Source organism: [Zimmermannella] bifida NBRC 103089 (assembly GCF_001570925.1).
Classification (GTDB): Bacteria; Actinomycetota; Actinomycetes; order Actinomycetales; family Microbacteriaceae; genus Gulosibacter; species Gulosibacter bifidus.
The window spans coordinates 252,066-275,188 of the sequence record NZ_BCSP01000001.1 but is presented as its reverse complement, the minus strand read 5'-3'; the positions used below and the strand labels follow the sequence as shown (position 1 = coordinate 275,188).

The 23,123-nt window shown below is 59.9% G+C and carries 17 protein-coding genes and 1 tRNA gene; 14 read left to right on the top strand and 4 right to left on the bottom strand.

What is annotated here, in order from left to right; genetic code table 11:
• Positions 1-152 precede the first annotated feature (152 nt).
• From ZBI01S_RS01220 to ZBI01S_RS01205, 4 genes are read left to right on the top strand one after another with little or no spacing between them, the layout of a single operon-like run.
• Positions 153-1,118, top strand: coding sequence for a siderophore ABC transporter substrate-binding protein (locus ZBI01S_RS01220; protein WP_066055110.1), 966 nt, complete (start codon positions 153-155; stop codon positions 1,116-1,118).
• Complete coding sequence (locus tag ZBI01S_RS01215) at positions 1,118-2,170, top strand: ABC transporter permease (RefSeq protein WP_083524391.1); 1,053 nt, start codon at positions 1,118-1,120, stop codon at positions 2,168-2,170. Before ZBI01S_RS01220 ends, ZBI01S_RS01215 begins: the two co-directional genes overlap by 1 nt.
• Positions 2,167-3,228: an iron chelate uptake ABC transporter family permease subunit gene (locus tag ZBI01S_RS01210; protein WP_083524390.1), complete on the top strand. Its 1,062-nt coding sequence runs from the start codon at positions 2,167-2,169 to the stop codon at positions 3,226-3,228. Before ZBI01S_RS01215 ends, ZBI01S_RS01210 begins: the two co-directional genes overlap by 4 nt.
• Positions 3,225-4,007, top strand: coding sequence for an iron ABC transporter ATP-binding protein (locus ZBI01S_RS01205; RefSeq protein WP_066055107.1), 783 nt, complete (start codon positions 3,225-3,227; stop codon positions 4,005-4,007). Before ZBI01S_RS01210 ends, ZBI01S_RS01205 begins: the two co-directional genes overlap by 4 nt.
• 450 nt (positions 4,008-4,457) lie before the next feature.
• On the opposite strand, the gene ZBI01S_RS01200 is transcribed toward ZBI01S_RS01205, so the two are convergent.
• A tRNA-Leu gene (locus ZBI01S_RS01200) sits at positions 4,458-4,543 on the bottom strand.
• A gap of 35 nt (positions 4,544-4,578) precedes the next feature.
• Between ZBI01S_RS01200 and ZBI01S_RS01195 the strand changes: the two genes are divergently transcribed.
• Positions 4,579-5,205, top strand: a complete 627-nt coding sequence (locus ZBI01S_RS01195) for an ANTAR domain-containing response regulator (protein ID WP_066055104.1) — start codon at positions 4,579-4,581, stop codon at positions 5,203-5,205.
• A gap of 91 nt (positions 5,206-5,296) precedes the next feature.
• Here the strand turns inward: ZBI01S_RS01195 and ZBI01S_RS01190 are convergent, their stop codons facing one another.
• A complete protein-coding gene (locus tag ZBI01S_RS01190) occupies positions 5,297-5,779 on the bottom strand; it encodes a PaaI family thioesterase (RefSeq protein ID WP_083524389.1) in 483 nt (160 codons plus the stop codon).
• Between the two features lie 63 nt (positions 5,780-5,842).
• Between ZBI01S_RS01190 and polA the strand changes: the two genes are divergently transcribed.
• The 4 genes from polA (at position 5,843) to rpsA (ending at position 12,867) form a co-directional block, all read left to right on the top strand.
• Entirely contained in the window at positions 5,843-8,476 is a 2,634-nt protein-coding gene (gene polA, locus ZBI01S_RS01185) for a DNA polymerase I (RefSeq protein WP_066055101.1), read from the top strand.
• 1 nt (position 8,477) lies between these two features.
• On the top strand, positions 8,478-9,320 hold the full coding sequence (locus ZBI01S_RS01180; RefSeq protein ID WP_066055099.1) for an EI24 domain-containing protein: 843 nt from the start codon (positions 8,478-8,480) through the stop codon (positions 9,318-9,320).
• Positions 9,321-9,520: 200 nt separating this feature from the next.
• Positions 9,521-11,044 (top strand): acetaldehyde dehydrogenase ExaC, encoded by a 1,524-nt coding sequence (gene exaC, locus ZBI01S_RS01175; protein ID WP_066055096.1) that lies wholly within the window; start codon positions 9,521-9,523, stop codon positions 11,042-11,044.
• A gap of 362 nt (positions 11,045-11,406) precedes the next feature.
• Positions 11,407-12,867, top strand: a complete 1,461-nt coding sequence (gene rpsA, locus ZBI01S_RS01170) for a 30S ribosomal protein S1 (protein ID WP_066055093.1) — start codon at positions 11,407-11,409, stop codon at positions 12,865-12,867.
• A gap of 331 nt (positions 12,868-13,198) precedes the next feature.
• Here the strand turns inward: rpsA and ZBI01S_RS01165 are convergent, their stop codons facing one another.
• A complete protein-coding gene (locus ZBI01S_RS01165; RefSeq protein ID WP_066055089.1) occupies positions 13,199-13,816 on the bottom strand; it encodes a DUF4126 domain-containing protein in 618 nt (205 codons plus the stop codon).
• A gap of 68 nt (positions 13,817-13,884) precedes the next feature.
• On the opposite strand from ZBI01S_RS01165, the gene coaE reads away from it, so the two are divergent.
• Positions 13,885-14,562 carry a dephospho-CoA kinase gene (gene coaE, locus ZBI01S_RS01160; protein ID WP_083524387.1) on the top strand — a complete coding sequence of 226 codons (678 nt, stop codon included), beginning with the start codon at positions 13,885-13,887 and terminating at the stop codon, positions 14,560-14,562.
• A gap of 52 nt (positions 14,563-14,614) precedes the next feature.
• Here coaE and ZBI01S_RS01155 read toward each other — a convergent pair whose 3' ends face one another.
• On the bottom strand, positions 14,615-15,289 hold the full coding sequence (locus ZBI01S_RS01155) for an IMPACT family protein (RefSeq protein WP_066055086.1): 675 nt from the start codon (positions 15,287-15,289) through the stop codon (positions 14,615-14,617).
• Between the two features lie 137 nt (positions 15,290-15,426).
• On the opposite strand from ZBI01S_RS01155, the gene uvrB reads away from it, so the two are divergent.
• The 4 genes from uvrB to uvrA all read left to right on the top strand — a co-directional run bounded on the left by uvrB (position 15,427) and on the right by uvrA (position 23,116).
• Positions 15,427-17,490, top strand: coding sequence for an excinuclease ABC subunit UvrB (uvrB, locus tag ZBI01S_RS01150; RefSeq protein ID WP_066055083.1), 2,064 nt, complete (start codon positions 15,427-15,429; stop codon positions 17,488-17,490).
• Positions 17,491-17,734: 244 nt separating this feature from the next.
• Positions 17,735-18,868 (top strand): hypothetical protein, encoded by a 1,134-nt coding sequence (locus tag ZBI01S_RS01145; RefSeq protein ID WP_159421332.1) that lies wholly within the window; start codon positions 17,735-17,737, stop codon positions 18,866-18,868.
• A 15-nt stretch (positions 18,869-18,883) separates the two neighbouring features.
• Complete coding sequence (gene rlmN / locus ZBI01S_RS01140) at positions 18,884-20,200, top strand: dual-specificity RNA methyltransferase RlmN (protein WP_083524386.1); 1,317 nt, start codon at positions 18,884-18,886, stop codon at positions 20,198-20,200.
• Positions 20,201-20,242: 42 nt separating this feature from the next.
• A complete protein-coding gene (uvrA, locus tag ZBI01S_RS01135) occupies positions 20,243-23,116 on the top strand; it encodes an excinuclease ABC subunit UvrA (RefSeq protein ID WP_066055077.1) in 2,874 nt (957 codons plus the stop codon).
• The last annotated feature ends 7 nt before the right edge of the window (positions 23,117-23,123 follow it).

The window sequence follows — 23,123 nt, the reverse complement described above, 5'->3', positions numbered from 1 at the left end:
TCGTCTTCGCGACGCTCGCGAAAATCGGGTCTCCTCGTTTTGAGGGGCCCGATTTTTTCGTGTCGGAATTGATTCGACAGTAATTGGGAATTAGGTTAGTCTGACCTAAGTTAGGGTAACCTAATCCAGTGCTTACAACAGGAGAATCAACTATGCGTACTCGTCGCATCGCACTCGCTGCCACTGCAGTTGCGGCCATGTTCGGCCTTACCGCATGTGGTGCCGGAGCATCCGGCTCGGACAACCAGGGCGGGGGAGCCGCACCCGTAGAAGGTGCTGACCTCGCAATCCAGGTTGCTGACGGTAGTGAAGTGACGCTCGAGGCTACGCCACAGCGCGTTGTCGTCCTCGACTACGCCAGCCTCGACACGATTAACGCCATTGGTGCCGGCGACGCGGTTGTCGGTGTTCCGCAGAAGACGCTGCCAGAGTCGCTCAAGAGCTACAAGGACACCACGGACGTCGGAACGCTGAAGGAAACTGACTTCGAGGCCGTCGCTGCTGCGGACCCAGACCTGATCATCATCAGTACGCGCCAGGCAGACAACCAAGCCAAGTTTGAGGAAATCGCGCCGACGGTCAACCTCTCGGCTGACCCAAAGAACTTCATTGAGTCGTCGATCACTCGCGTTGAAGACCTCGCTGGCGTCTTCGGCAAGCAGAACGAGGTTGCTGACAAGGTAGACGCGCTCAAGAAGCAGGTCGAAGACCTCAAGGCCAAGGCCAAGGAATCCGGCCCAACGATGTTCGTGATGTCCTCGGGTGGCAAGCTCTCGACTTACGGTCCGGGCTCGCGCTACGGGTTCATCTACGACGAGCTCGGCTTCACGCCTGCCGCAACGGACATCAAGAACGACGAGGGCCACGGGCAGGAAATCTCGTTCGAGTACGTTGCCGAAAAGAACCCAGAATCGATGCTCGTCATCGACCGTGACGCAGCGATCGGCAAGCCAGGCCAGGCTGCCGAACAGGTACTTGACAACGCACTCGTGAAGTCGACCAAGGCCGCGAAGAACGAAAAGATCACGTATCTTGACGGCGTCAACTGGTACCTCGTCACCGGTGGTCTCGACACGCTTCCTTCGCTCTTGACGGAGCTTTCTGATTCACTGAAGTAGTGAACGCCCGCTCTGTAACCGCGCGATGGGGGCTACCCGTCCTCGCCGCACTGACACTCGCTGCCGGCGTCATCAGCCTCTTTGTTGGGGCTGGTGGCGCCGTCGGCGGGTCTGCCGACGGTTCTGTCGGCTATTTTTGGGCTAGTCGAGTGCCGCGCACCATCGCGCTACTCCTAGCTGGATCCGCCATGGCGCTCAGCGGCATGATCATGCAAATGCTGGCCCGAAACCGTTTTGCCGAACCGTCGACGGCAGGAACCGTTGATTCGGCCATGCTCGGCGTCGTGTGTGTGCTGCTCTTTGCCCCGGCGACTCCGGTACTTGGCAAGATGGCAGCCGGCACGATTGCTGGCCTGCTCGGTACCGCACTGTTCATGCTCATCCTGCGCAGAATGCCGAAGCACGACCCGGTTATGGTGCCGCTCGTGGGCATCATGCTCGGCGGTGTCATCGGCGCGCTGACCACCTTCTTGGCGTATCAAGCCGACATCCTGCAAACGCTTTCGGGTATGCAAAGCGCAAACTTTAGCGCCATGATCCAAGGTCGATACGAGCTCATGTGGATCGCTGGGGGATTGACGCTGCTCGCGTTTATCGCGGCCGACCGGTTCACTGTCGCCGGCCTGGGGGACAACTTCACCACCAACCTCGGTCTCGACTACGGCAAGATCCTGGCACTGGGCGTGATCATTGTTGCGATGAACACGGCCATTGTTGTCGTGCATGTCGGTGCAGTGCCGTTCCTTGGGCTCATCGTGCCGAATTTGGTAGCCATGACGCTTGGTGACAATGTGCGGCGTACGGCACCTTGGGTAGCGCTGCTCGGGGCATTCCTGCTCGTCGTTAGCGATGTGCTTGGCCGCACGATCAACTGGCCTTTCGAAGTTCCTGTAGGACTCATCATGTCCATCGTTGGCGCCGCCGTGTTCCTCGGCTTCCTGCTGCGACCGGAAACGCGCAAGTCCGCATCCGCACCGCGCGCATCCAAACCAGCGTCAGCCACAGCGCCGGCTACGACCGCAACCGGAACGCGGAACGGAGACACCGCATGAACCTGTCACGTTCCTCACGCTCTTCGGTACACACGCCGAAGCGTGACCGCGAGCAGCGCCGCGCCGCCCGCAACAGCGCCGAACGCGCATCCGAATTTCAACAGCGAAATCTGCGACGCGACATCTGGCTCATCGTGATTCTTGCGGTACTCGTAGCCGCGGCAATTGCGATGTACGTTGCCTACGGTGTCGTCGGCAACATCGAGTACGTGATGCAGCGCCGGCTGGCGAGCGTCAGCGCGCTTGCTATCGTGGCCATCGCTATTGGTGTGTCCACGACGCTGTTTCAAACGATTACCGCGAACCGCTTGTTGACCCCATCCATCATGGGTTTCGACGCCCTCTATGTGCTGTTGCAGACGATTCTGGTGTGGGCCACCGGCATGACTGGCGCGGCGATGTTTGGTGTCGTCGGGCAGTTTTGGCTCGAAGTCGGCGCCATGGTCGGGTTCTCGGTGTTGCTGTACGGCTGGCTGCTTTCGGCGAACACTCGAGTGCATAAACTGCTGCTGATCGGTGTGGTGTTCGGCATGCTGTTCCGTGGTGTCAGCACGTTCTTTCAACGGCTGCTCGACCCGGATGCATTCGCCGTACTGCAGAACACGTTTTTTGCGTCGTTCACGGACATCGATAAAGAACTCGTGCCGGTAGCCGCAGCGCTCACATTCGCGGGTGTGTGCCTCGCCTGGTTTGACCGCAAACGGCTCGACGTTATGAGCCTGGGCGTGCCCATTGCCACGAATCTCGGAATCAATCCGCGATTCATGCGCGTGCGCATTCTGGCGACCGTTGCGCTGCTCGTGTCTGTCTCTACCGCGCTGGTCGGCCCCGTGACGTTCTTTGGGCTGATCGTCGTGCACCTGGCCTACCGGATGATCCGCGTGTCGCGACACGCATTCTTGCTACCCGCTGCATCCCTCATCGGCATGTTCGCGTTGATCTTTGGGCAAGTGCTCGTTGAGCGCGTATTTAAGCTCGACATCACGCTGTCGATCATTATTGAGTTCTTGGGCGGATTGCTGTTCTTGGTTCTTGTCCTCAGGAGGAAACCACTTTGATTTCACTCGATTCCGTCGCCAAGCGATACGGATCACAGGTGGTCGTCAACGATGTGTCGTTGACGATCAAACCCGGTGGCATTACCTCGATTGTCGGGGCAAACGGTGCTGGTAAGTCGACGCTGCTCTCGTTGATGAGCCGTCTTGAGCCGATGAACGCGGGCATTATCACCGTGGACGGTTTGGATGTGAGCACCACGAAGAGTGAAGTGCTCGCGAAGCGGCTCGCGATTCTGCGGCAGGAAAACCACGTCACGATTCGACTGACGGTACGTGACCTTGTGGCGTTTGGTCGTTTTCCACACACGCAGGGGCGATTGACCGACCACGATCAAGAGCACATCGACCAGGCGTTGGCGTTCCTCGGATTGACGGAACTACAGGATCGCTTTGTGGATGAGCTCTCGGGTGGTCAGCGTCAGCGCGCATTCGTTGCCATGGTTATTTGCCAAGACACCGACTACGTGCTGCTCGATGAGCCACTGAACAATCTCGACATGCGCCACTCGGTGCTGATGATGCAGCACCTGCGCCGCATTGCGAGCGAGCTCGGCAAGACTATCGTGATTGTTATTCACGACATCAATTTCGCTTCGGTGTATTCGGATTCGATTATTGCCATGCGTGAGGGTGAGGTCGTGACGCAGGGTACTCCGGATGAAGTCATGAATTCGCGTACGCTCGCGCAGATTTACGACATGTACATTCCGATTCACGAGATTGAGGGTCGTCGCATCGGCATGTACTTCTGGGCGCCGGAGATGCCGGTGCGCCGCTAGCGGTACCGGCCGCATCCCTGGCCAAAAAATGAGTGAGAATGTGCCCTTATCTGCACCGACAAGGGCACATTTTCACGCTTTTCGCTGGTGATGGTGAGATTGCCGGCTGGGGGACTCGACTCCAAATTGCTCCTCAGCCCGTTGTGCCAACGGTCTGAGCCTCGAGCAATCCGGGACCTCCAAACCGGCACTCTGTGCACTGTGCCAGTGCCCAGAGCCTCGGCCGGTCCGGGTCCACCACGCACGCGTGGGGGTCCGAGTCCCTGTCATTGGGACATCGGTTCGCACAGGATCTACCAAATTGGTGCCGGCTGGGGGACTCGACTCCAAATTGCTACTCAGCCCGTTGTGCCAACGGTCTGAGCCTCGAGCAATCCGGGGCCACCCACGCCTCGGCGTGTTGGTTCGAGTCCCTTACATGGGGAGAACTCGTCACAGGAATTACCTAATTGGTGCCGGCTGGGGGACTCGAACCCCCACGCCCTCACGGACAACGCATTTTGAGTGCGTCGCGTCTACCATTCCGCCAAGCCGGCCTGTTTCTTCCAACACAGTACAGTAATCTAGATGCGTGACTGAAAACGCTACTCTACCAACGCCTCGCCGCGTCGTCGTCGCAGAAGACGAGTCGCTCATCCGCCTCGACATCGTCGAAACCCTGCAGGACAGCGGTTTCGAAGTGGTTGGCGAAGCTGGAGACGGCGAAGCGGCAGTTGCTCTCGCAAAAGAACTTCGTCCCGACGTTGTCGTCATGGACATCAAGATGCCCAACATGGACGGCATCACCGCAGCCGGTCTGCTCAACGAAGGCAACATCGCTCCGGTCGTACTCCTCACCGCATTCAGCCAGAAGGACCTCGTCGAGCGCGCCAGCGAAGCCGGTGCCCTCGCCTACGTGGTAAAACCCTTCAACCAGAACGACCTCATCCCCGCCATCGAGATTGCGGTCGCACGCCACCAGCAGATCGTCGCCCTCGAAAACGAGGTTGCTGACCTTGCCGAACGCTTCGAAACCCGCAAGCTCGTTGACCGTGCCAAGGGCCTGCTCATCGAGAAGATGGGCCTGAGCGAGCCCGAAGCCTTCCGTTGGATCCAGAAGGCGTCGATGAACCGTCGCCTCACCATGCAAGAAGTTGCGCAGGCCATCGTTGAACAGCTCGCTGCCAAGCGCCCAAGCGGTGACGGCGACGCTGCCTAATCGCGAGTCAACCCAGGACGCACGTAACGCCGTGTGCCCAGCTCCCATCGAGGGAACTGGGCACACGGCGTTTTCCGCGATCGACCGCAGTCTAGGCGCCCTTCGGCGCTCGTACGGCGTTCGTGATCCGAACGGTGGAGCAGCGGCGACCATCCGCATCCGTAATCGCGATCTCGTGTACGGCAAGTGTTCGTCCCAGGTGAAGGGCCGTGCACTCCGCCGTCACCCAGCCGGATGCAACCCCGCGAGTGTGCGTGGCATTCACATCCACACCCACCGCGAACGCGCCCTGACCAAACAACTCGACCGCATGCAAACAAGACGCCATTGACCCGAGTGATTCACCGAGCACCACAAACGCACCGCCATGCATCAATCCATACGATTGCTCGTTACCCTCGGTCGGCATCACCGCGACGGCACGATCCGGTGCGAGTTCAATGAGCCGGATGCCCATGGCCGTTGCCAGCGTGCCGATGCCGATACCGTGCGTGACCTCGAGTTGATCTGGAATCCGCAGCCCATTCACCTCGGCGGGCACCTCGGGGTTCGCCTGCAGCTTACGGTCAGTCATTGTCGCTCCCTTGCGTCGTAGGCTGTTCGTGTGTCTGAACAAATCGCGCCTAAGCCTACCCTCATGGTCATCGATGGTCACTCGCTAGCATTCCGAGCATTCTTCGCACTGCCGGTCGACAGCTTTGTGAACGCCGAGGGGCAGCACACGAACGCCATCCACGGCTTCATCTCGATGCTGCTTTCGCTACTGCGCGACCACAACCCGAGTCACATCGCCGTGGCATTCGATGCCGGCTCCACGTCGTTCCGCACGCGCGAGTACTCCGAGTACAAGGCCGGACGCGATGAAACGCCGCCAGAATTCCGCGGTCAGATCGAGCTGCTGCAAGAAGCCCTCGACGCCATGGGCATTGTGTGGATGCAGAAGCCAGATTTCGAAGCCGATGACATTCTCGCAACCCTCGCGCACCAGGGCGAGAACGAAGGCTTTGACGTGCTCGTTGTCTCAGGTGACCGCGACGCAATTCAGCTCGTGAACGAGCAGACCACATTGCTGTACCCCTCGGTACAGGGTGTCTCGAAGCTCACTCGGTACACGCCCGAAGCGGTCTTCGAAAAGTACGGCGTCTACCCGCAGCAGTACTCCGACCTCGCCGCCATGGTTGGCGAAAAGGCCGACAACCTGCCGGGTGTGCCCAAGGTCGGTCCAAAGACCGCCGCCAAGTGGATCGCCCAATTTGGCGGGCTGAAAGAAATCCTCGAACACGAAGACGAGCTCACCGGCAAGGTTGGCGAATCGTTCCGCGAACACCGCGACAATGCCATTCGAAACCGTAAGCTCAACGAGTTGCTGCGCGATGTCGAACTCCAATCGCATCCGCGCGACCTCGCAATTCAACCGATCAACGTTGACGAAGTTCGTGACGTGTTCACCCGACTGCAGTTCCGAACGCTGCAAGATCGTGTCTTGAAGCTCGCTACCGAACGTGACGGTGCCATCGCGACGGCCAACGCTGAATCGGCATTCGACGCGGTCACCGTTCTGGACAACTGCGCCGGTGACCAACTGCAGCAGTTCCTTGACGATGCTGCTGCATCCAAGCACGAACTTGGCCTCGCATTCGGTTTCCACGACGGCACCCTGATCGAAGTTGCGATCGCCGACGAGACGCGTGTGGCGATCGTGCGCGACGGTAACGACTCGGTGCTTCGTACCTGGCTGGCCGGCGACAGCATCAAGTGGTGTTTCAATGCGAAACCCGACTTCAAGCGCTGCTTGGACAACGGACTTACGCTCGGCGCCAATCTCTACGACGGCCAGCTCGCAGCCTTCCTCGACAACCCCGCCTCGCCGCCAAAGCGTCTTGCCGAACTCGTGCAGCGATACCTCGGCGAGACGCTGCCCGAGAGCGACGCGAACACGCTTGACGTGCAGGTCGATGCGGATGCACCGGCGCAGTTGGCCGTCGACGCCTGGTTTACCCGTCGTGCCGGTATCGCGGCCATGGCACGCCTGTCAGCAGGCAGCCGTGACGTCTTTACCACCATCGAAACCCCGCTCATCCCGATTCTCGGAACGATGGAGCACACCGGCATTCAGATCGACCGTGACCTGCTGCAGGAACTCGCGAGCGAGCAGTCGCGCAAGGTGTCAGCCTACGCCGAAGAAGCGTTTGCAGCGATCGGTGGCGAACAGATCAACCTGGCTTCGCCCAAGCAGCTGCAACGAGTGCTCTTCGAGACACTCGACATGCCAAAGACTCGCCGCACCAAGACCGGCTACTCGACCGACGCGGCAGCGCTTGAAGAGCTCGAACTCAAGTCGCCGCACCCGTTCTTGGGTGCGCTCCGAAACCACCGTGACGCGAGCAAGCTCGGACAGATGATCGAAACGCTGGTCAAAGCAACGGGGGACGACCACCGCATCCACACCACCTACCTGCAAACCGGTGCGGCTACGGGACGACTCGCATCCACCGACCCGAACCTGCAGAACATTCCGATTCGCTCGGCTGAAGGCCAGCGAATTCGCGGGGCGTTCGTGGCCACGCCAGGGTTCGACGGCTTGCTGACCGCCGACTATTCCCAGATCGAAATGCGCATCATGGCACACCTCTCCGGTGACGAATCCCTGATCGAAGCGTTCAACAGCGGCGAAGACACGCACCGGTTCGTTGGCTCGAAGGTGTTCGGAGTTGCGCCCGATGAAGTCACCCCCGCCATGCGCTCCAAGGTCAAGGCCATGTCGTACGGCCTCGTCTATGGGCTCAGCGCGTTCGGTCTGTCGAAACAGCTCGGCGTCGATGTTGCCGAAGCGAAGGCGCTCATGAACGGTTACTTCGAACGGTTCGGTAAGGTGCGCGATTACCTGCGCGACAGTGTCGCCAAGGCGCGTGAAACGGGCTATACCGAAACGATTTTTGGGCGCCGTCGGCCATTTCCCGACCTCAACTCGACCAACCGTCTGGCGCGTCAGAACGCCGAACGTGCCGCGCTGAACGCCCCAATTCAGGGTTCCGCCGCCGACATCATCAAGCTGGCGTCGATTCGTGTGGATGCGCGCATGCGCGCAGAAAATCTGCAGTCGCGACTGCTCTTGCAGGTGCACGACGAACTCGTGTTCGAAGTCGCGCCGGGTGAATACGACCAGCTCGAATTGCTCGCACGCGAAGAAATGGCCTCGGCAACCACGCTGTCGGTTCCGCTCGATGTTTCGGTCGGGCGCGGCGACAATTGGGAAACCGCGGGGCATTAGCGTGCGCGTGGAGTCGCAATACGGTCTGGGCGCGGATGCGGTCGGTTCCGGTGGCGGGATGATGCCGGGTGCATCTTCGCGTCGCGCAGAGTTCCTCGCCGGTGCTCGGATGCTCGGCCGCGGTTTCAGCGCATGGCGCACACACCCACGCATCATGCTGGTCGGCGCGATACCGGTGCTGATCGTGGCCGTTTGCTACACCGTGCTGCTGATTTGGTGGATCTCGAACATCGGCGGGACGGTACGCACGCTCTTGCCGTTCCTTGCCGATCTCGGTAGCCCGTGGAACACCATCCTCACGGTGCTCGCCACGATTGCCCTCATCGGCATCGGCGCGATTGCGGTCATGTTTACGTTTAGCGCCGTCGTGCTCCTTATCGCGGGCCCGTTCCTCGACCACATTTCGGCACGTGTCGAACGCGAGCTCGGCGGCATTCCGCGTCCAGGCCCATCTCGATCATTCGGGTCCGAGCTGTGGCGAGCGATCACCGACTCAGTCCGGCTCATCGGCATCGGAATTGCGGTAAGCCTGACCGTATTTCTGTGCGGCCTGGTCCCGGTAATTGGCACGCTATTCGGCATGCTGGTGGGAGCGGTGATCGGTGGTCGCGTCATTGCACTGGAGTTCATGGGCACACCGGGATCCGCTCGCGGACTCGACTTCGCCCAGCGATCGCAGCTCGCGAAAACTCGGCCCACTCGCGTACTCGGATTCGGTGCCTGTACGTACCTCGTGTTCTTGCTTCCGCTTGGCGCTGTTATTGCGGCACCAGCTGCTGCCGTGGGCGGCACCCTGCTCACCCGCGACCTGCTGGGTGAACCCACGCGCAGCGAGCGCTTCTAGCCGTACGGTCGCCACGAGCGCAACCGCGCGCCTCGAACCGTTTCCGCAACGGAAGCCGCAAGGCCTGCATCCAGCCCGCTCACCGACGGGTCACACAAAGTGTTCAATGTGCCCGCATACACTCGATTGTGCTTGGGCAACGGCGCCCGGCATAAGCAAAGACGCTTACCCACCATGACAACGACGTCAGGAGTAATCGAATGACCGTGTACTTGAACCCGGGCCAAGAAAACGCTGCCATGAGCTACCGCAGCCGATACGGCCACTACATCGGCGGTGAATGGGTCGCGCCAGTTTCTGGCCGTTATTTCGAGAACATCACGCCCGTTACCGGTGAAGTGTTCTGCGAAGTGGCCCGCGGCGATGCCGCCGATATTGAAGCCGCGCTCGACGCCGCCCACGCCGCGAAAGCCTCGTGGAACAACACTTCGGTTACCGAGCGCGCGGTGATCCTCAACAAGATCGCCGACCGCATGGAACGCAACCTCGAAGCGCTTGCCGTAGCCGAAACCTGGGACAACGGTAAGGCGGTGCGCGAAACGCTCAACGCTGACATCCCACTTGCGATCGACCACTTCCGCTACTTTGCCGGGGTTATTCGCGCGCAAGAAGGCGGCATTTCGCAGTTGGATGCGGATACCGTCGCGTACCACTTCCAAGAGCCACTGGGCGTTGTCGGCCAGATCATCCCGTGGAACTTCCCAATCTTGATGGCGGTTTGGAAACTCGCGCCAGCGCTTGCGGCGGGTAACTGCGTCGTGATGAAACCAGCCGAACAGACGCCGGCATCCATCCTGTACCTGATGGAACTGATCGGCGATCTGCTGCCGGCCGGTGTCGTGAATATCGTCAACGGCTTCGGCGAAGAAGCCGGCAAGCCACTGGCAACCAATTCGCGCATCGCGAAGGTGGCGTTCACCGGTGAGACTACGACCGGTCGCCTCATCATGCAGTACGCCTCGGAGCAGCTGATCCCGGTCACGCTGGAACTCGGCGGCAAATCGCCAAACCTGTTCTTCGCCGATGTCATGGACGCGGACGACGCATATCGCGACAAGGCATTCGAAGGGTTCACCATGTTTGCCCTCAACCAGGGTGAAGTGTGCACCTGCCCATCGCGTGCCCTGGTGCAGCGTCCGATCTACGACGAGTTCATGGATGCGGTCACCGAGCGCACCCGCGCGATTGTGCAGGGTAACCCGCTCGATACCGAAACGATGATGGGTGCGCAGGCCTCGGCCGAACAACAAGCCAAGATCCTGCGCTACATCGACATCGGTAAGGAAGAGGGCGCGAAGCTCCGCATTGGTGGCGCCCGCGCCGACCTTGGGGGAGCGCTCTCGGGTGGGTTCTACATTCAGCCGACCATTTTCGAGGGCAACAACTCGATGCGGATCTTCCAAGAGGAGATTTTTGGTCCGGTTGTCTCGGTTGCCGCGTTCGACACGTTCGATGACGCACTCAATATCGCCAACGACACCATGTATGGACTCGGTGCTGGCGTCTGGTCGCGTTCACAGAACACGGCCTACCGCGCCGGTCGCGGCATCCAAGCCGGTCGCGTTTGGGTGAACAACTATCACAACTACCCGGCACACGCTGCCTTTGGCGGGTACAAGTGCTCTGGCATCGGGCGCGAAAACCACCTGATGATGTTGCAGCACTACCAGCAGACCAAGAACCTGCTGGTGAGCTACTCCGAAGACAAGCTCGGCTTCTTCTAGGCGAGCGCGCCAAATTGGATGCGGTCGGGTCGTGAATGCTGCGGTGTTCGCGACTCGGCTGAGTCGTGCGGCGGTGGATGCGGGACCAGACGCATCCACCGCCGTTTCGGCATGCAGTCGGCGTGGGGGAGTAGCGAGGTATGCGTCATCGGGTGATGTGCCGGCATGATGGGGTCGAGTTCGGCGTAACTAGGCTGAAGTTAAAGCCGGAGTGAAGTTGCCGACGAAGTCAAATTGGGGCTAGACTGATGGAGCATTTTTATGCATCCATATCCGTTATCCCTGCACGATAACCGCGCCATGCGCCTCGCTTGGCGTTCTGTGCAGGCCGACAACCCCTATCCAACTGGAGCACGACCTACATGACAAACACGACGACCGAATCGGCTAAATCGCAGATTGCCGTTAACGACATCGGCACTGCTGAGGACTTCCTCGCCGCGGTCGAAGAGACTATGAAGTACTTCAACGACGGTGACCTCATCACCGGTACCGTCGTTCGAATTGACCGCGACGAGGTCCTGCTCGACGTTGGTTACAAGACCGAAGGTGTCATCCCTTCGCGCGAACTCTCCATCAAGCACGATGTCGACCCCAACGAAGTAGTCGAGATCGGCGATGCAGTTGAGGCACTTGTTATCCAGAAGGAAGACAAGGAAGGCCGCCTGCTGCTTTCGAAGAAGCGCGCACAGTACGAGCGTGCTTGGGGCGATGTCGAGAAGATCAAGGAAGAAGACGGCGTCGTTACCGGTACCGTCATCGAGGTCGTCAAGGGTGGCCTCATCGTGGACATCGGTCTGCGCGGCTTCCTTCCTGCTTCGCTCATCGAGCTCCGTCGCGTTCGTGACCTCACCCCGTACCTGGGTCAGGAAATCGAAGCGAAGATCCTCGAACTTGACAAGAACCGCAACAACGTTGTGCTCTCGCGTCGCGCTCTCCTCGAGCAGACCCAGTCCGAGACTCGCGCGAACTTCCTCAACGAGCTCCAGAAGGGCCAGGTTCGCAAGGGTGTCGTTTCGTCGATCGTTAACTTCGGTGCGTTCGTCGACCTCGGCGGCGTTGACGGCCTCGTCCACGTTTCGGAACTCAGCTGGAAGCACATCGACCACGCATCCGAGGTCGTTGAAGTTGGCCAGGAAGTTACCGTTGAGGTACTCGAGGTTGACATGGACCGCGAGCGCGTATCGCTCTCGCTGAAGGCCACCCAGGAAGACCCATGGCAGGTACTCGCACGTACCCACGCCATCGGCCAGATCGTTCTGGGCAAGGTCACCAAGCTCGTTCCGTTCGGTGCATTCCTCCGCGTTGCCGACGGCATCGAGGGCCTCGTACACATCTCGGAACTCTCGCACCAGCACATCGAGACTGCCGACCAGGTTGTTGCCGTTGGCACCGAGCTGTTCGTCAAGATCATCGACATCGACCTCGAGCGTCGTCGCATCTCGCTGTCGCTCAAGCAGGCAAACGAAGGTGTTGACCCAGAGGGCACCGAGTTCGACCCAGCCACCTACGGCATGCTCGCCGAGTACGACGAGCAGGGCAACTACAAGTACCCAGAAGGCTTCAACCCAGACACCAACGAGTGGATGGAAGGCTTCGAAACCCAGCGCGAGGCTTGGGAGCAGGAATACGCCCAGGCTCAGACCCGTTGGGAAGCTCACAAGGAGCAGGTACGTGCCGCTCTCGCTGCCGAGGCAGAAGCTCCGGCAGCAGCGCAGGACGCTGGCGCATCGTCGTTCTCGAGCGAGTCGGACGACAGCTTCGGCACCCTCGCTGACGACGAGTCGCTCGCAGCTCTCCGCGAGAAGCTCGCTGGTAACTAGGTTCTAGTTCACTCAGCTACGTAAGCGGGCGGGTTCACCACTGGTGGATCCGCCCGCTTCGTGTTTCCGTAAAACCAAGAATGGCGATGTTTGTCCTGCCGCGACTCATCACATTGCTGAGCGAGTCGGAAAACTCACCTGCAAACACAGGTTTTGATGAGCCGGGGCACGGGGTTCGATAGCTCAAGTAGGCGTTTAACGAGGTGCTGCGGCAACGACGCCGGCCGGCAGGCCCAGCAGGTTCGGCGGCAGATTGATTAACGACAACGCGGGGTCCGAAACGCAATTGGTTTCGACCCCCGCGGGATGATGTCCAGCAGTGCGGCCGTCGTTAGGCCGCGTCGGCAAGTGCCTGCCGCGCGCGTTCCTTGGCGCGTCGGCTGGCGAACCAGCGTCCGAGCGAGACCGCGAAGTAGATCAATACGCCCAGCACGATGATGACCGCGATGGGCGCGAGAATCGCCGCGGCAATCAAACTGATGCTCACCGCATCCTCGCCGGTGCTCAATACGGGCGCGGCAACGCCGGCCGATACCGCGTGTGAAGCCAGACGCGTCGTGCTCTTGGTGAGGTGCGTGACCAGCGCAATGATGGCACCAGCGACGATCGGCAGCCACGCTTGGGCACTGAAGAATTCGTTAGGGTTCTGCACCGCGACGGTGCTCGCAGCCGATCCGGCGCCGAACACCATGCCACCCGAAGTCGGGCGAACGACGGTCTGGATGACGTCATTGATCGAGTCCACGGCCGGAATCTTGTCGGCAACCACATCAACCAGGGTGAGCACCGCAATAATGATCAGCGCAATATCGCTGCTGAGCCATTCCCATCCCGATGGCAGCGTCACCACATCAGTGAAGCGATCGAGCCCGCCAAGCGCGAGCAACGGGGCAAAGGCGCCGAGTCCGGCAGCAGCGGCCAGACCGGTTCCGGTGAGCAATTCGAACACGGGGTTCCCTTCAGGTGTCAGTAGTAACCTCGAGAGTACAAGCCGTTGCGAATCAAGGAGGTTGCGACATGACTACGATCGCCCTCACCGGCGGGATTGCCTCCGGTAAGACCACTATCGCGAATCGACTCCGCGAACTTGGAGCCGTCGTCATCGATGCCGATGAGATTGCGCGTGAGATCACGAAGCCGGGTAGCCCAGTGCTGCTGGAGATTCAGGAACGCTTCGGTGACGACATCGTCAACGCCGATGGTGAACTTGACCGCAAGGGACTCGCAGAGATCGTGTTCAACGACGACGATGGGCTGCGGGCATTGAACGACATCACACACCCGGTCATTCGCCGCGTCACCAATGAGCGCATCGAATCCGTACGCGCCGATGACCCCGATGCGATCTTCGTCCACGACATTCCGCTGCTGGCCGAGAACCGCTCGAACTACGACTACGACGAGATCTGGGTCGCCGACGCCCCTGCAGCAGAGCGCCTACAGCGGCTCATCGAGGATCGCGACATGACCCGTGAGGAGGCGCAGGCGCGCATCGACGCACAGGTGAGCGACGAAGAGCGCCGCATGATCGCCGATGTGGTCATCGACACCACGCAGCCGCTGGGCGACACCGTCACGTTGATCGACGAACTGTTCGCACGTCTGCGCGAAACCGGCTATGCCGCCGCCGACGATGTGCACTACGACGAACTGCCCGTGCGCACACCCGAAGAAGAGCGCATCGTCGAGCCCTAGATCGACTGTTGATTAGGGGGTCCCGCATCGCTGCAGGAAGCGACCGAAGCCGCTAGCCAACCCAGTTGACGCCCGCATCCTCAAGAACACGAGCACCCGCTGTGAGCGACGCAATGCGTTGTTCGAGCGCGGTGCTCGTTTCTGGTTCATCAGCAATAGCAAGGCGGATGCGGGCACCTCGCGACTCGTAGTCCGTTCCGAGCACGGTGATCCCTCCGGCGCGCAGCTCGTTTTCCCACCTGCCGGCATCCGTGTGCGGGGCATCCAAGATAAAGTGCCGCATCCGCTGGCGCGAGCGAAACGTAGCTTGCTCGAGTGCCTGACTCACCGCATCCGAATAGGCATGCACCAAACCACCGGCACCCAACAGGACGCCACCGAAGTAGCGCACGACGATGGCGACGATGTCAGAACAGTCGGCAACGTCAGTACCGGGGCGGCGAAACCGAGTTAGTGCATCGAGCATTGGCATGCCCGCGGTGCCAGATGGTTCGCCGTCGTCATTTGAACGCCGCTCGTTACGGTCGGGGCCGATGACGTGTGCCGTGCAGTGGTGGCGGGCCATCCGATGCTCGAGCTTGACGAGCTCGGTGGCGTCTCGGGCTTCTTCCACAGATTCGACGCGACGCAGGTAGCAGATGAACCGCGATCGCTTCACGACGAGTTCGTGTTCGCTATCGCCGGTGAGCACACCATAGGTGGTGTGAATCGAATCCGGATGCGACATGCCTCAGAGTCTAGACGCGTCACGGTCCCAGCGTGGTTCGCACTTGTGACGTACACCGAGACTGCCAGCATCAGTGCGGCACTTCGGATGCGGGCCGTTGCGTATCTGCCCAGTGCGAGCGCGTACCGTTAAGGGTTATGGAACCAACACGTGCCGTGCGCCCCTTCGAGGTTGTGAGCGACTACGAACCCGCCGGTGATCAGCCGGCAGCGATCGCTGAGCTCGCAAAACGCATCAATGCGGGGGAGACGAACATCGTCTTGCTCGGTGCCACGGGTACCGGTAAGTCGGCGACGGCAGCGTGGCTAATCGAACAGGTGCAACGGCCGACACTGATCATGGCGCACAACAAGACGCTGGCAGCTCAGCTTGCGAACGAGTTTCGTCAGCTCCTGCCGCACAATGCGGTCGAGTACTTCGTGTCGTACTACGACTACTACCAGCCCGAAGCGTATGTGCCGCAGACCGACACCTTCATCGAGAAAGACTCGTCAATCAACGAAGAAGTTGAACGACTGCGACACTCGACCACGAACTCGCTGCTCTCGCGACGCGATGTCGTCGTGGTCTCGACCGTCTCGTGCATCTACGGTCTCGGTAAGCCCGAGGAATACTACGAGTCGATGGTCGCGCTGCACGTCGGCGATGTGATTTCCCGCGAAGACCTGATCCGCCGATTCGTGGCCATGCAGTACACGCGCAACGACGTGGCCTTTCAGCGCGGTACGTTCCGCGTTCGCGGCGACACCGTCGAGATCATTCCCGTCTACGAGGAACTCGCGGTGCGCATCGAATTTTTTGGTGACGAAGTTGATGCCATCTCGATGCTCAATCCGCTCACTGGCGACGTCGTACGCGAAACCGAATCGGTCAGCGTGTTTCCCGCATCCCACTATGTCGCTAGCACCGATGTGATGCACCGGGCGATGGACGGAATTCGCACTGAGCTCAAGGAACGGCTTGACGAGCTGCGCGCCCAGAACAAGCTGCTCGAAGCGCAGCGACTTGAGATGCGCACCTCGTTCGACCTCGAAATGATGGAGCAGATCGGCTTCACCTCGGGTATCGAGAACTATTCGATGCACATTGACGGTCGTCAACCGGGGGAGCCACCGCACTGCTTGCTCGACTATTTCCCCGACGACTTCTTGCTCATCATTGACGAGTCCCACGTGACGGTGCCGCAGATCGGCGCGATGTACGAGGGCGATGCGTCGCGAAAGCGCACGCTCGTCGAACACGGATTCCGGCTGCCGAGCGCGCTCGATAACCGGCCGCTTCGCTGGGACGAGTTTGCCGAACGCATCGGACAGACGGTGTTTCTTTCGGCAACCCCGGGCAAGTACGAGATGGCTCGCGCCGATGGCGTGGTCGAGCAGATCATTCGCCCAACGGGCCTTATCGATCCGAAGATCGTGGTGAAGCCAACTGCCGGGCAGATCGACGACCTGCTCGAAAGCGTGCGCGAGCGCGTGGAACGCGATGAACGCATCCTGGTCACGACTCTCACGAAGCGCATGGCCGAAGATCTGACCGACTTCTTGGGTGAGAACGGTGTGCGAGTGCGATACCTGCACTCGGATGTGGATACCTTGCGTCGCGTCGAATTGCTCAGCGAACTGCGTGCTGGCGAGTATGACGTGCTGGTGGGTATCAACCTGCTGCGTGAAGGTCTCGACCTGCCAGAAGTCTCGCTGGTGGCAATTTTGGATGCCGATAAAGAAGGATTCCTGCGTTCGGCGACCTCCCTCATCCAGACCATTGGTCGTGCCGCTCGAAACGTGTCGGGCGAAGTGCACATGTATGCCGACAAGATGACGGATGCGATGAATTTCGCGATCGAGGAAACCGAACGTCGTCGAGAAAAGCAGATCGCGTACAACACCGAACACGGAATTGACCCGCAGCCGCTGCGCAAGAAAATCAACGACATTACGGCAATGCTCGTGCGCGAGGGCAAAGACACCGAAGAACTACTTGGTGGGCGTGGGGATGAACGCCGACAGGCGACACCCCAGCTGCGGCGCGAGGGCATTGCGGCGGCTGGTGCTGAGCAACTCGAAACCATGATTGCCGACCTGAATTCGCAGATGCTTGCGGCCGCGGCTGAGCTCAAGTTTGAGCTCGCAGCGCGACTTCGAGACGAGCTTTCGGACCTCAAGAAAGAACTGCGCAATATGGAGCGGGCCGGCCACGCGTAACTGATGAAATACCAGCAGCAGGCAAGATACAACCCCAGGTTGAGTGCAAGCATGTCGGCACCGCAATACAGTGAACATTATTGATGAAATTCGGTCGCGCGGACGCTGAATCGCTGCCATAACGACCAGTTTTCGAGCGTGCGAAAGGGTCGTGCTGATGGTGTCGCGAAATCGACGAATGCTGGCTGCAATTAGTGCAGGAATTTCGGCAGTCCTATTGTCGGGCTGCCAAATGGTCGTGGGAATGCTCAACCCTGACCGCAGCGAGGAGATCAAAGCACTGAAGTTCTCGGTCACGGCCGCCGACGGCACCTGGCTGATCGATGATTACGACAACGGCATCGAGCCGGAAATGTGGGAAGTGCCGAAGGACGGTAGCGTGCCCGCGAGCGTTTGTGCCATACAGGACGACACCGCCGTTGTTGGATTCAATGTTGGCGCGGCCACCGACGGTGGCGAGGTCAAACTCATCAACATCCGCACCAACGAAGAAACAGCATCGTTCAAGGGTGTTTCCTGCGCTTCCGGCACCGGACTGGTCGATGGCAAAGTGTTTCTGCATCGAAACATGACCGAATTCGCTGAATTTGCCACGCTTGACATCGAAAGTGGCGAACTCACGCCGTACGAGTTGCCCGACGTTCCTTCGCTCAACATGGTGCGGGGTATTGGGATCAAACGCGGCACGATTATCGCCACGATTGGTTTCACCGGGGGAAGCTACGTTGCCGCGATCAAGGACAACAAGGTGCTGTGGAAGGAAAGCATCGGCAACAGCTCGAGGTGCCTGATGGTGAAGAAGTACGCAGCGTGCACAACCGAGTGGTCGGCGATGGCATTCGATACGCACAATGGCATTGCAGTCCTCAATGTGAACGTACCAGACCCCATAAACAACGTCTTGTGGGCGAGCGACGGCTTCTACCAGTACCCCGATGGCCCGGGTCAACGTTTTGATGGCAAGCCCGTACACCTTGAGGGGAAAGCATCGCGTTTGGCATTCCCCGATGATTTTGATGGAGCGACGGTGCCGCTGAACGAACTCGGGCAGGGATTTAGCGAAGGGTATTCGTTTGTACTCGACGGTGACGGAAAAGTCGTCGCGCATTCCAACGACGGCGAATGGACGCTTACACAGACCGGAGCTGCGTTCGGCAAGGGCATGACGTCCTCGGTACCGATCGCGGTAACTGCGAGTGGAAACACCTTTGTATACCAACCGACAGGGGCGGACGCCGTATTGTGGTCGGCCACGCAGGGAACGTTGGCTGAGCTAGATGGGGTTACCGAAATGGATACCAGCGTCCTTGACGGGTATCTGGTTATCGACGAAAGTGTTGAGCACGGCACGCGAGTGGCCATTCCCCTGGCAAAGTAGGCCATACTGGCAGGGATGCATTCAAACACCCCGCCCCGTTCTGCTGCCGGTTCTTCGCGACGCGCCACCAATATTGGCGGTCGCCTTCGCGACGAGAAGCCGAGCGCATCGCGCCCTCAGGTAAAACCCACCGCAGAAGGTTGGGTACAACCCATGGGCCCCGACGGGCGTCCGGTATTGCAATTTGCGCAAAAGCGTCGCGTCGTAAAACCACCCCGTCACCTTGCCGACATGAACCTGGCCGAGCGTCAGGAAGTGCTCAAAGAACTCGGGCACCAGGGGTTTCGTGCAAAGCAGCTGTCGACGCACTATTTTGAGCACTACACGACCAACCCGGACGACATGACCGACTTGCCGGCCGCATCCCGCCATGCACTGGCCGAGGCACTCATGCCACCGCTGCTGACCGAGGTTAACCGGCTCAAGACCGACCGTGGCGACACGATCAAGTTCTTGTGGAAGTGTTTCGACGGCGTGCTCGTTGAGTCCGTACTGATGCGCTATCCCGGTCGAATCACGCTCTGTGTGTCATCGCAGGCTGGTTGCGGCATGAACTGTCCGTTCTGCGCCACCGGTCAGAACGGTTTGACCCGTAACCTGTCGACGGCCGAGATCCTCGATCAGGTCGTACAGGCGAACCGGGTGATCGCGGCTGGAGAGCTCGGCGGCGGCAAAGGCGACGGTACTCCCGAACGCGTGCACAACATTGTGTTCATGGGGATGGGGGAGCCGCTCGCAAACTACAAGCGGGTGATGGATGCGGTGCACCGCATGGTTGATCCCGCGCCTGAGGGTCTTGGTATGTCGGCCCGTGGCATTACCGTTTCAACCGTTGGACTCGTGCCAGCGATCAAGAAGCTTGCCGACGAAGACTTGCCGGTGACGTTCGCGCTGTCGTTGCACGCACCCGATGATGAACTGCGCGACGACCTCATTCCCGTCAATAGTCGGTGGAAGGTCGATGAGGCGTTGGATGCGGCGCGCGAGTACTTCGACAAGACGGGTCGACGCGTCTCGATCGAGTATGCCCTCATCAAGGACATGAATGATCACGGCTGGCGAGCCGATCTGCTCGCCGACAAACTCAATGAACGCGGTCGCGGTTGGGTGCACGTCAATCCAATTCCGCTGAACCCGACTCCGGGTTCGATTTGGACGTCCTCAGAACCGGCCGTCATGCACGAGTTTGTGAACCGCCTGCGTGACAAGGGCATCCCAACCACGCTGCGCGACACGCGAGGCAAGGAAATCGACGGTGCCTGCGGTCAGCTTGCAGCCGCCAACGAAGACAACACCGACGAGACGATTCCCGAGCGCAACCCAGCTCGCTAGCTCACACTCAGCATTGTCGGCGGGTGCGCGTAGTCTTGATTCGTGACCGTATGCGAAACTCCTGACACTAACGCGACCCTTCGCGTCCAGCACGCGCGCGTGCACAACCTCAAGAACGTGGATCTCGTTATTCCACGCGACAAGCTCGTCGTGTTTACGGGACTGTCGGGATCCGGCAAGTCATCGCTCGCCTTTGACACGATCTTTGCTGAAGGTCAGCGGCGCTATGTCGAGTCGCTCTCCGCGTATGCGCGCATGTTCCTTGGCCAGGTTGATCGTCCTGATGTTGACGTTATCGAGGGGCTTAGCCCAGCGGTATCCATCGACCAGAAGTCGACCAACCGCAACCCGCGTTCGACTGTCGGCACCATTACCGAGATTTACGACTACATGCGATTGCTTTGGGCACGCGTGGGTACGGCGCACTGCCCCGAGTGCGGCGAAGTGATTGCGTCGTCGACGGTGCAGCAAATTGCCGATCGCCTTATGGAGCTCCCCGCAGGCACGCGGTACCAATTGCTGGCTCCGGTTGTACAGCAGAAAAAGGGCGAATTCGTCGATCTGTTCTCATCGCTGCAGCAGCAGGGGTTCTCACGCGCCATCGTCGACGGCGAACGCATTCAGCTGAGCAACCCGCCGAAACTCAAGAAGTCGTACAAACACGACATCTCGGTGATCGTCGATCGGCTCGTGGCTGCTGACGATTTGCTTGGTCGACTCACCGACTCCCTCGAAACGACACTGCGCATCGCGGATGGCCGCGTAACGGTTGAGTACGTCGACAATGACGGTGACGACCGGTTTGACTCGTTCTCTGAAAAGCTCTCGTGCCCGAACAATCACCCGATTGCTCTCGCCGAGATCGAACCGCGTACGTTCTCGTTCAATGCCCCATTCGGTGCCTGCCAAACCTGTGACGGGCTTGGTAACCGCATGGCAGTTGACGAAGAACTCATGATCGGTGACCCGGATGCATCCATTGCAGAGGGTGCGATCATTCCGTGGTCGTCGCAGGGCAAGTCGCTGTACAACTACTACGAGCGGCTCCTCGGCGCGCTCGCTGAGCAATTGGGATTCTCGCTCGATACGCCTTGGCGCAAGCTGCCGGCGGACGTGCAGCAGTACGTGTTGTACGGCAAGGATTTCAAGGTCAAGGTCAAGTACCGAAACCGCTACGGTCGCAACATCTCGTATTCCTCCGGGTTCGAGGGCGTCGTACCGAGCATTGAGCGGCAATACGCTGAGGCAGATTCCGACGCAAAGCGCGACCGGATGCAGCAATTCCTGCGCGAGATTCCCTGCCCCAGTTGTAATGGAGCGCGCCTGCGCCCAGAGGTCCTGGCAGTCAAAGTTGCCGGCAAATCCATTGCCGACGTCACATTCATGCCGCTCGACAAATCGCTCGAATTCTTCAACAACATTGAGCTCACGCCCCGCGAAGCCAAGGTCGGTGCACAGGTTCTGCGTGAGCTCCGCGCGCGCTTGGAATTCCTCACGCAGGTCGGGCTCACTTACCTAGACCTCGCACGCGCAGCCGGAACGCTCTCTGGCGGCGAAGCCCAACGCATCCGCTTGGCAACGCAGATCGGTGCCGGCCTTACCGGCGTGCTGTACGTGCTTGACGAACCGTCGATCGGTCTTCACCAGCGTGACAACCAGCGACTGATCGGCACACTCGAGCGCCTACGAGACCTGGGCAACACGCTCATCGTGGTGGAGCACGACGAAGATACGATCCGCACCGCCGACTGGATCGTTGACATCGGGCCGGGAGCAGGGGAGTACGGCGGTGAAGTCGTCCACTCCGGTAGCTACGAAAGCTTGCTCACCAATGATGCGTCCGAAACCGGCGCCTACCTCAGCGGGCGCAAGTCAATTGAGGTGCCAGCATCGCGCCGCAAGTTCGACAAGAAGCGCAAGCTCACGGTCGTTGGTGCGCGCGAAAACAACCTCAAGAACGTCACAGTTGATTTCCCGCTTGGGCTACTCACGGTCGTTTCGGGCATCTCGGGGTCGGGCAAGTCCTCGCTCGTCAACGATGTGCTCGAAAAGGTTCTGGCTAACAAGCTCAACGGCGCACGGCAGGTTCCCGGGAAGCACACTCGAGTCACTGGCGTCGACCAACTGGACAAGGTCGTTCACGTCGACCAAGCACCGATTGGACGCACCCCGCGCTCGAACCCGGCGACGTATACGGGTGTGTTTGACCGCATCCGCAATCTCTTTGCCGAAACTGCCGAGGCGAAGGCCCGCGGCTACCAAGCCGGCCGATTCTCATTCAACGTGAAGGGCGGCCGCTGCGAAGAATGCAGCGGTGACGGCACGAACAAGATCGAGATGAACTTCCTCCCTGACGTTTACGTCAAGTGTGAGGCCTGCCAGGGGCAGCGATACAACCGCGAGACCCTGCAGGTGCACTACAAGGGCAAGAACATCTCCGAAGTATTGGACATGCCCATTTCCGAGGCCGCGGAGTTCTTCGAACCGATCACGGCCATCCACCGCTACTTGAAGACACTCGTTGATGTTGGCCTCGGATATGTGCGTCTCGGCCAGTCAGCAACGACGCTCTCGGGTGGTGAAGCGCAGCGTGTGAAGCTCGCGACGGAGTTGCAGCGCCGCTCCAACGGTCGGAGTGTGTACGTGCTCGACGAACCGACAACGGGTCTGCATTTCGAAGACGTGCGCAAGCTCCTCATGGTGCTGCAGGGACTCGTCGACAAGGGCAATACCGTTATCGTCATCGAACACAACCTCGAGGTCATTAAGTCGGCCGACTGGGTCATTGAGATGGGCCCCGAAGGCGGATCTGGTGGCGGTGAAGTTGTCGCTACCGGTACTCCGGAACAGATTGCCGCGCATCCGGAATGCGCAACGGGCTACTTCCTGGCCCAGATGCTGACGCCAGCCAAGTAGCGAGTCG

Bases quoted from the DNA above. Each gene is read 5' to 3' on its own strand.
- uvrB (WP_066055083.1), top strand. From the start codon at position 15,427: ATGGAACCAACACGTGCCGTGCGCCCCTTCGAGGTTGTGAGCGACTAC.
- exaC (WP_066055096.1), top strand. From the start codon at position 9,521: ATGACCGTGTACTTGAACCCGGGCCAAGAAAACGCTGCCATGAGCTAC.
- coaE (WP_083524387.1), top strand. From the start codon at position 13,885: ATGACTACGATCGCCCTCACCGGCGGGATTGCCTCCGGTAAGACCACT.
- rlmN (WP_083524386.1), top strand. From the start codon at position 18,884: ATGCATTCAAACACCCCGCCCCGTTCTGCTGCCGGTTCTTCGCGACGC.
- rpsA (WP_066055093.1), top strand. From the start codon at position 11,407: ATGACAAACACGACGACCGAATCGGCTAAATCGCAGATTGCCGTTAAC.
- ZBI01S_RS01190 (WP_083524389.1), bottom strand. From the start codon at position 5,779: ATGACTGACCGTAAGCTGCAGGCGAACCCCGAGGTGCCCGCCGAGGTG.
- polA (WP_066055101.1), top strand. From the start codon at position 5,843: ATGGTCATCGATGGTCACTCGCTAGCATTCCGAGCATTCTTCGCACTG.
- ZBI01S_RS01220 (WP_066055110.1), top strand. From the start codon at position 153: ATGCGTACTCGTCGCATCGCACTCGCTGCCACTGCAGTTGCGGCCATG.
- ZBI01S_RS01210 (WP_083524390.1), top strand. From the start codon at position 2,167: ATGAACCTGTCACGTTCCTCACGCTCTTCGGTACACACGCCGAAGCGT.
- ZBI01S_RS01145 (WP_159421332.1), top strand. From the start codon at position 17,735: ATGCTCAACCCTGACCGCAGCGAGGAGATCAAAGCACTGAAGTTCTCG.
- ZBI01S_RS01155 (WP_066055086.1), bottom strand. From the start codon at position 15,289: ATGTCGCATCCGGATTCGATTCACACCACCTATGGTGTGCTCACCGGC.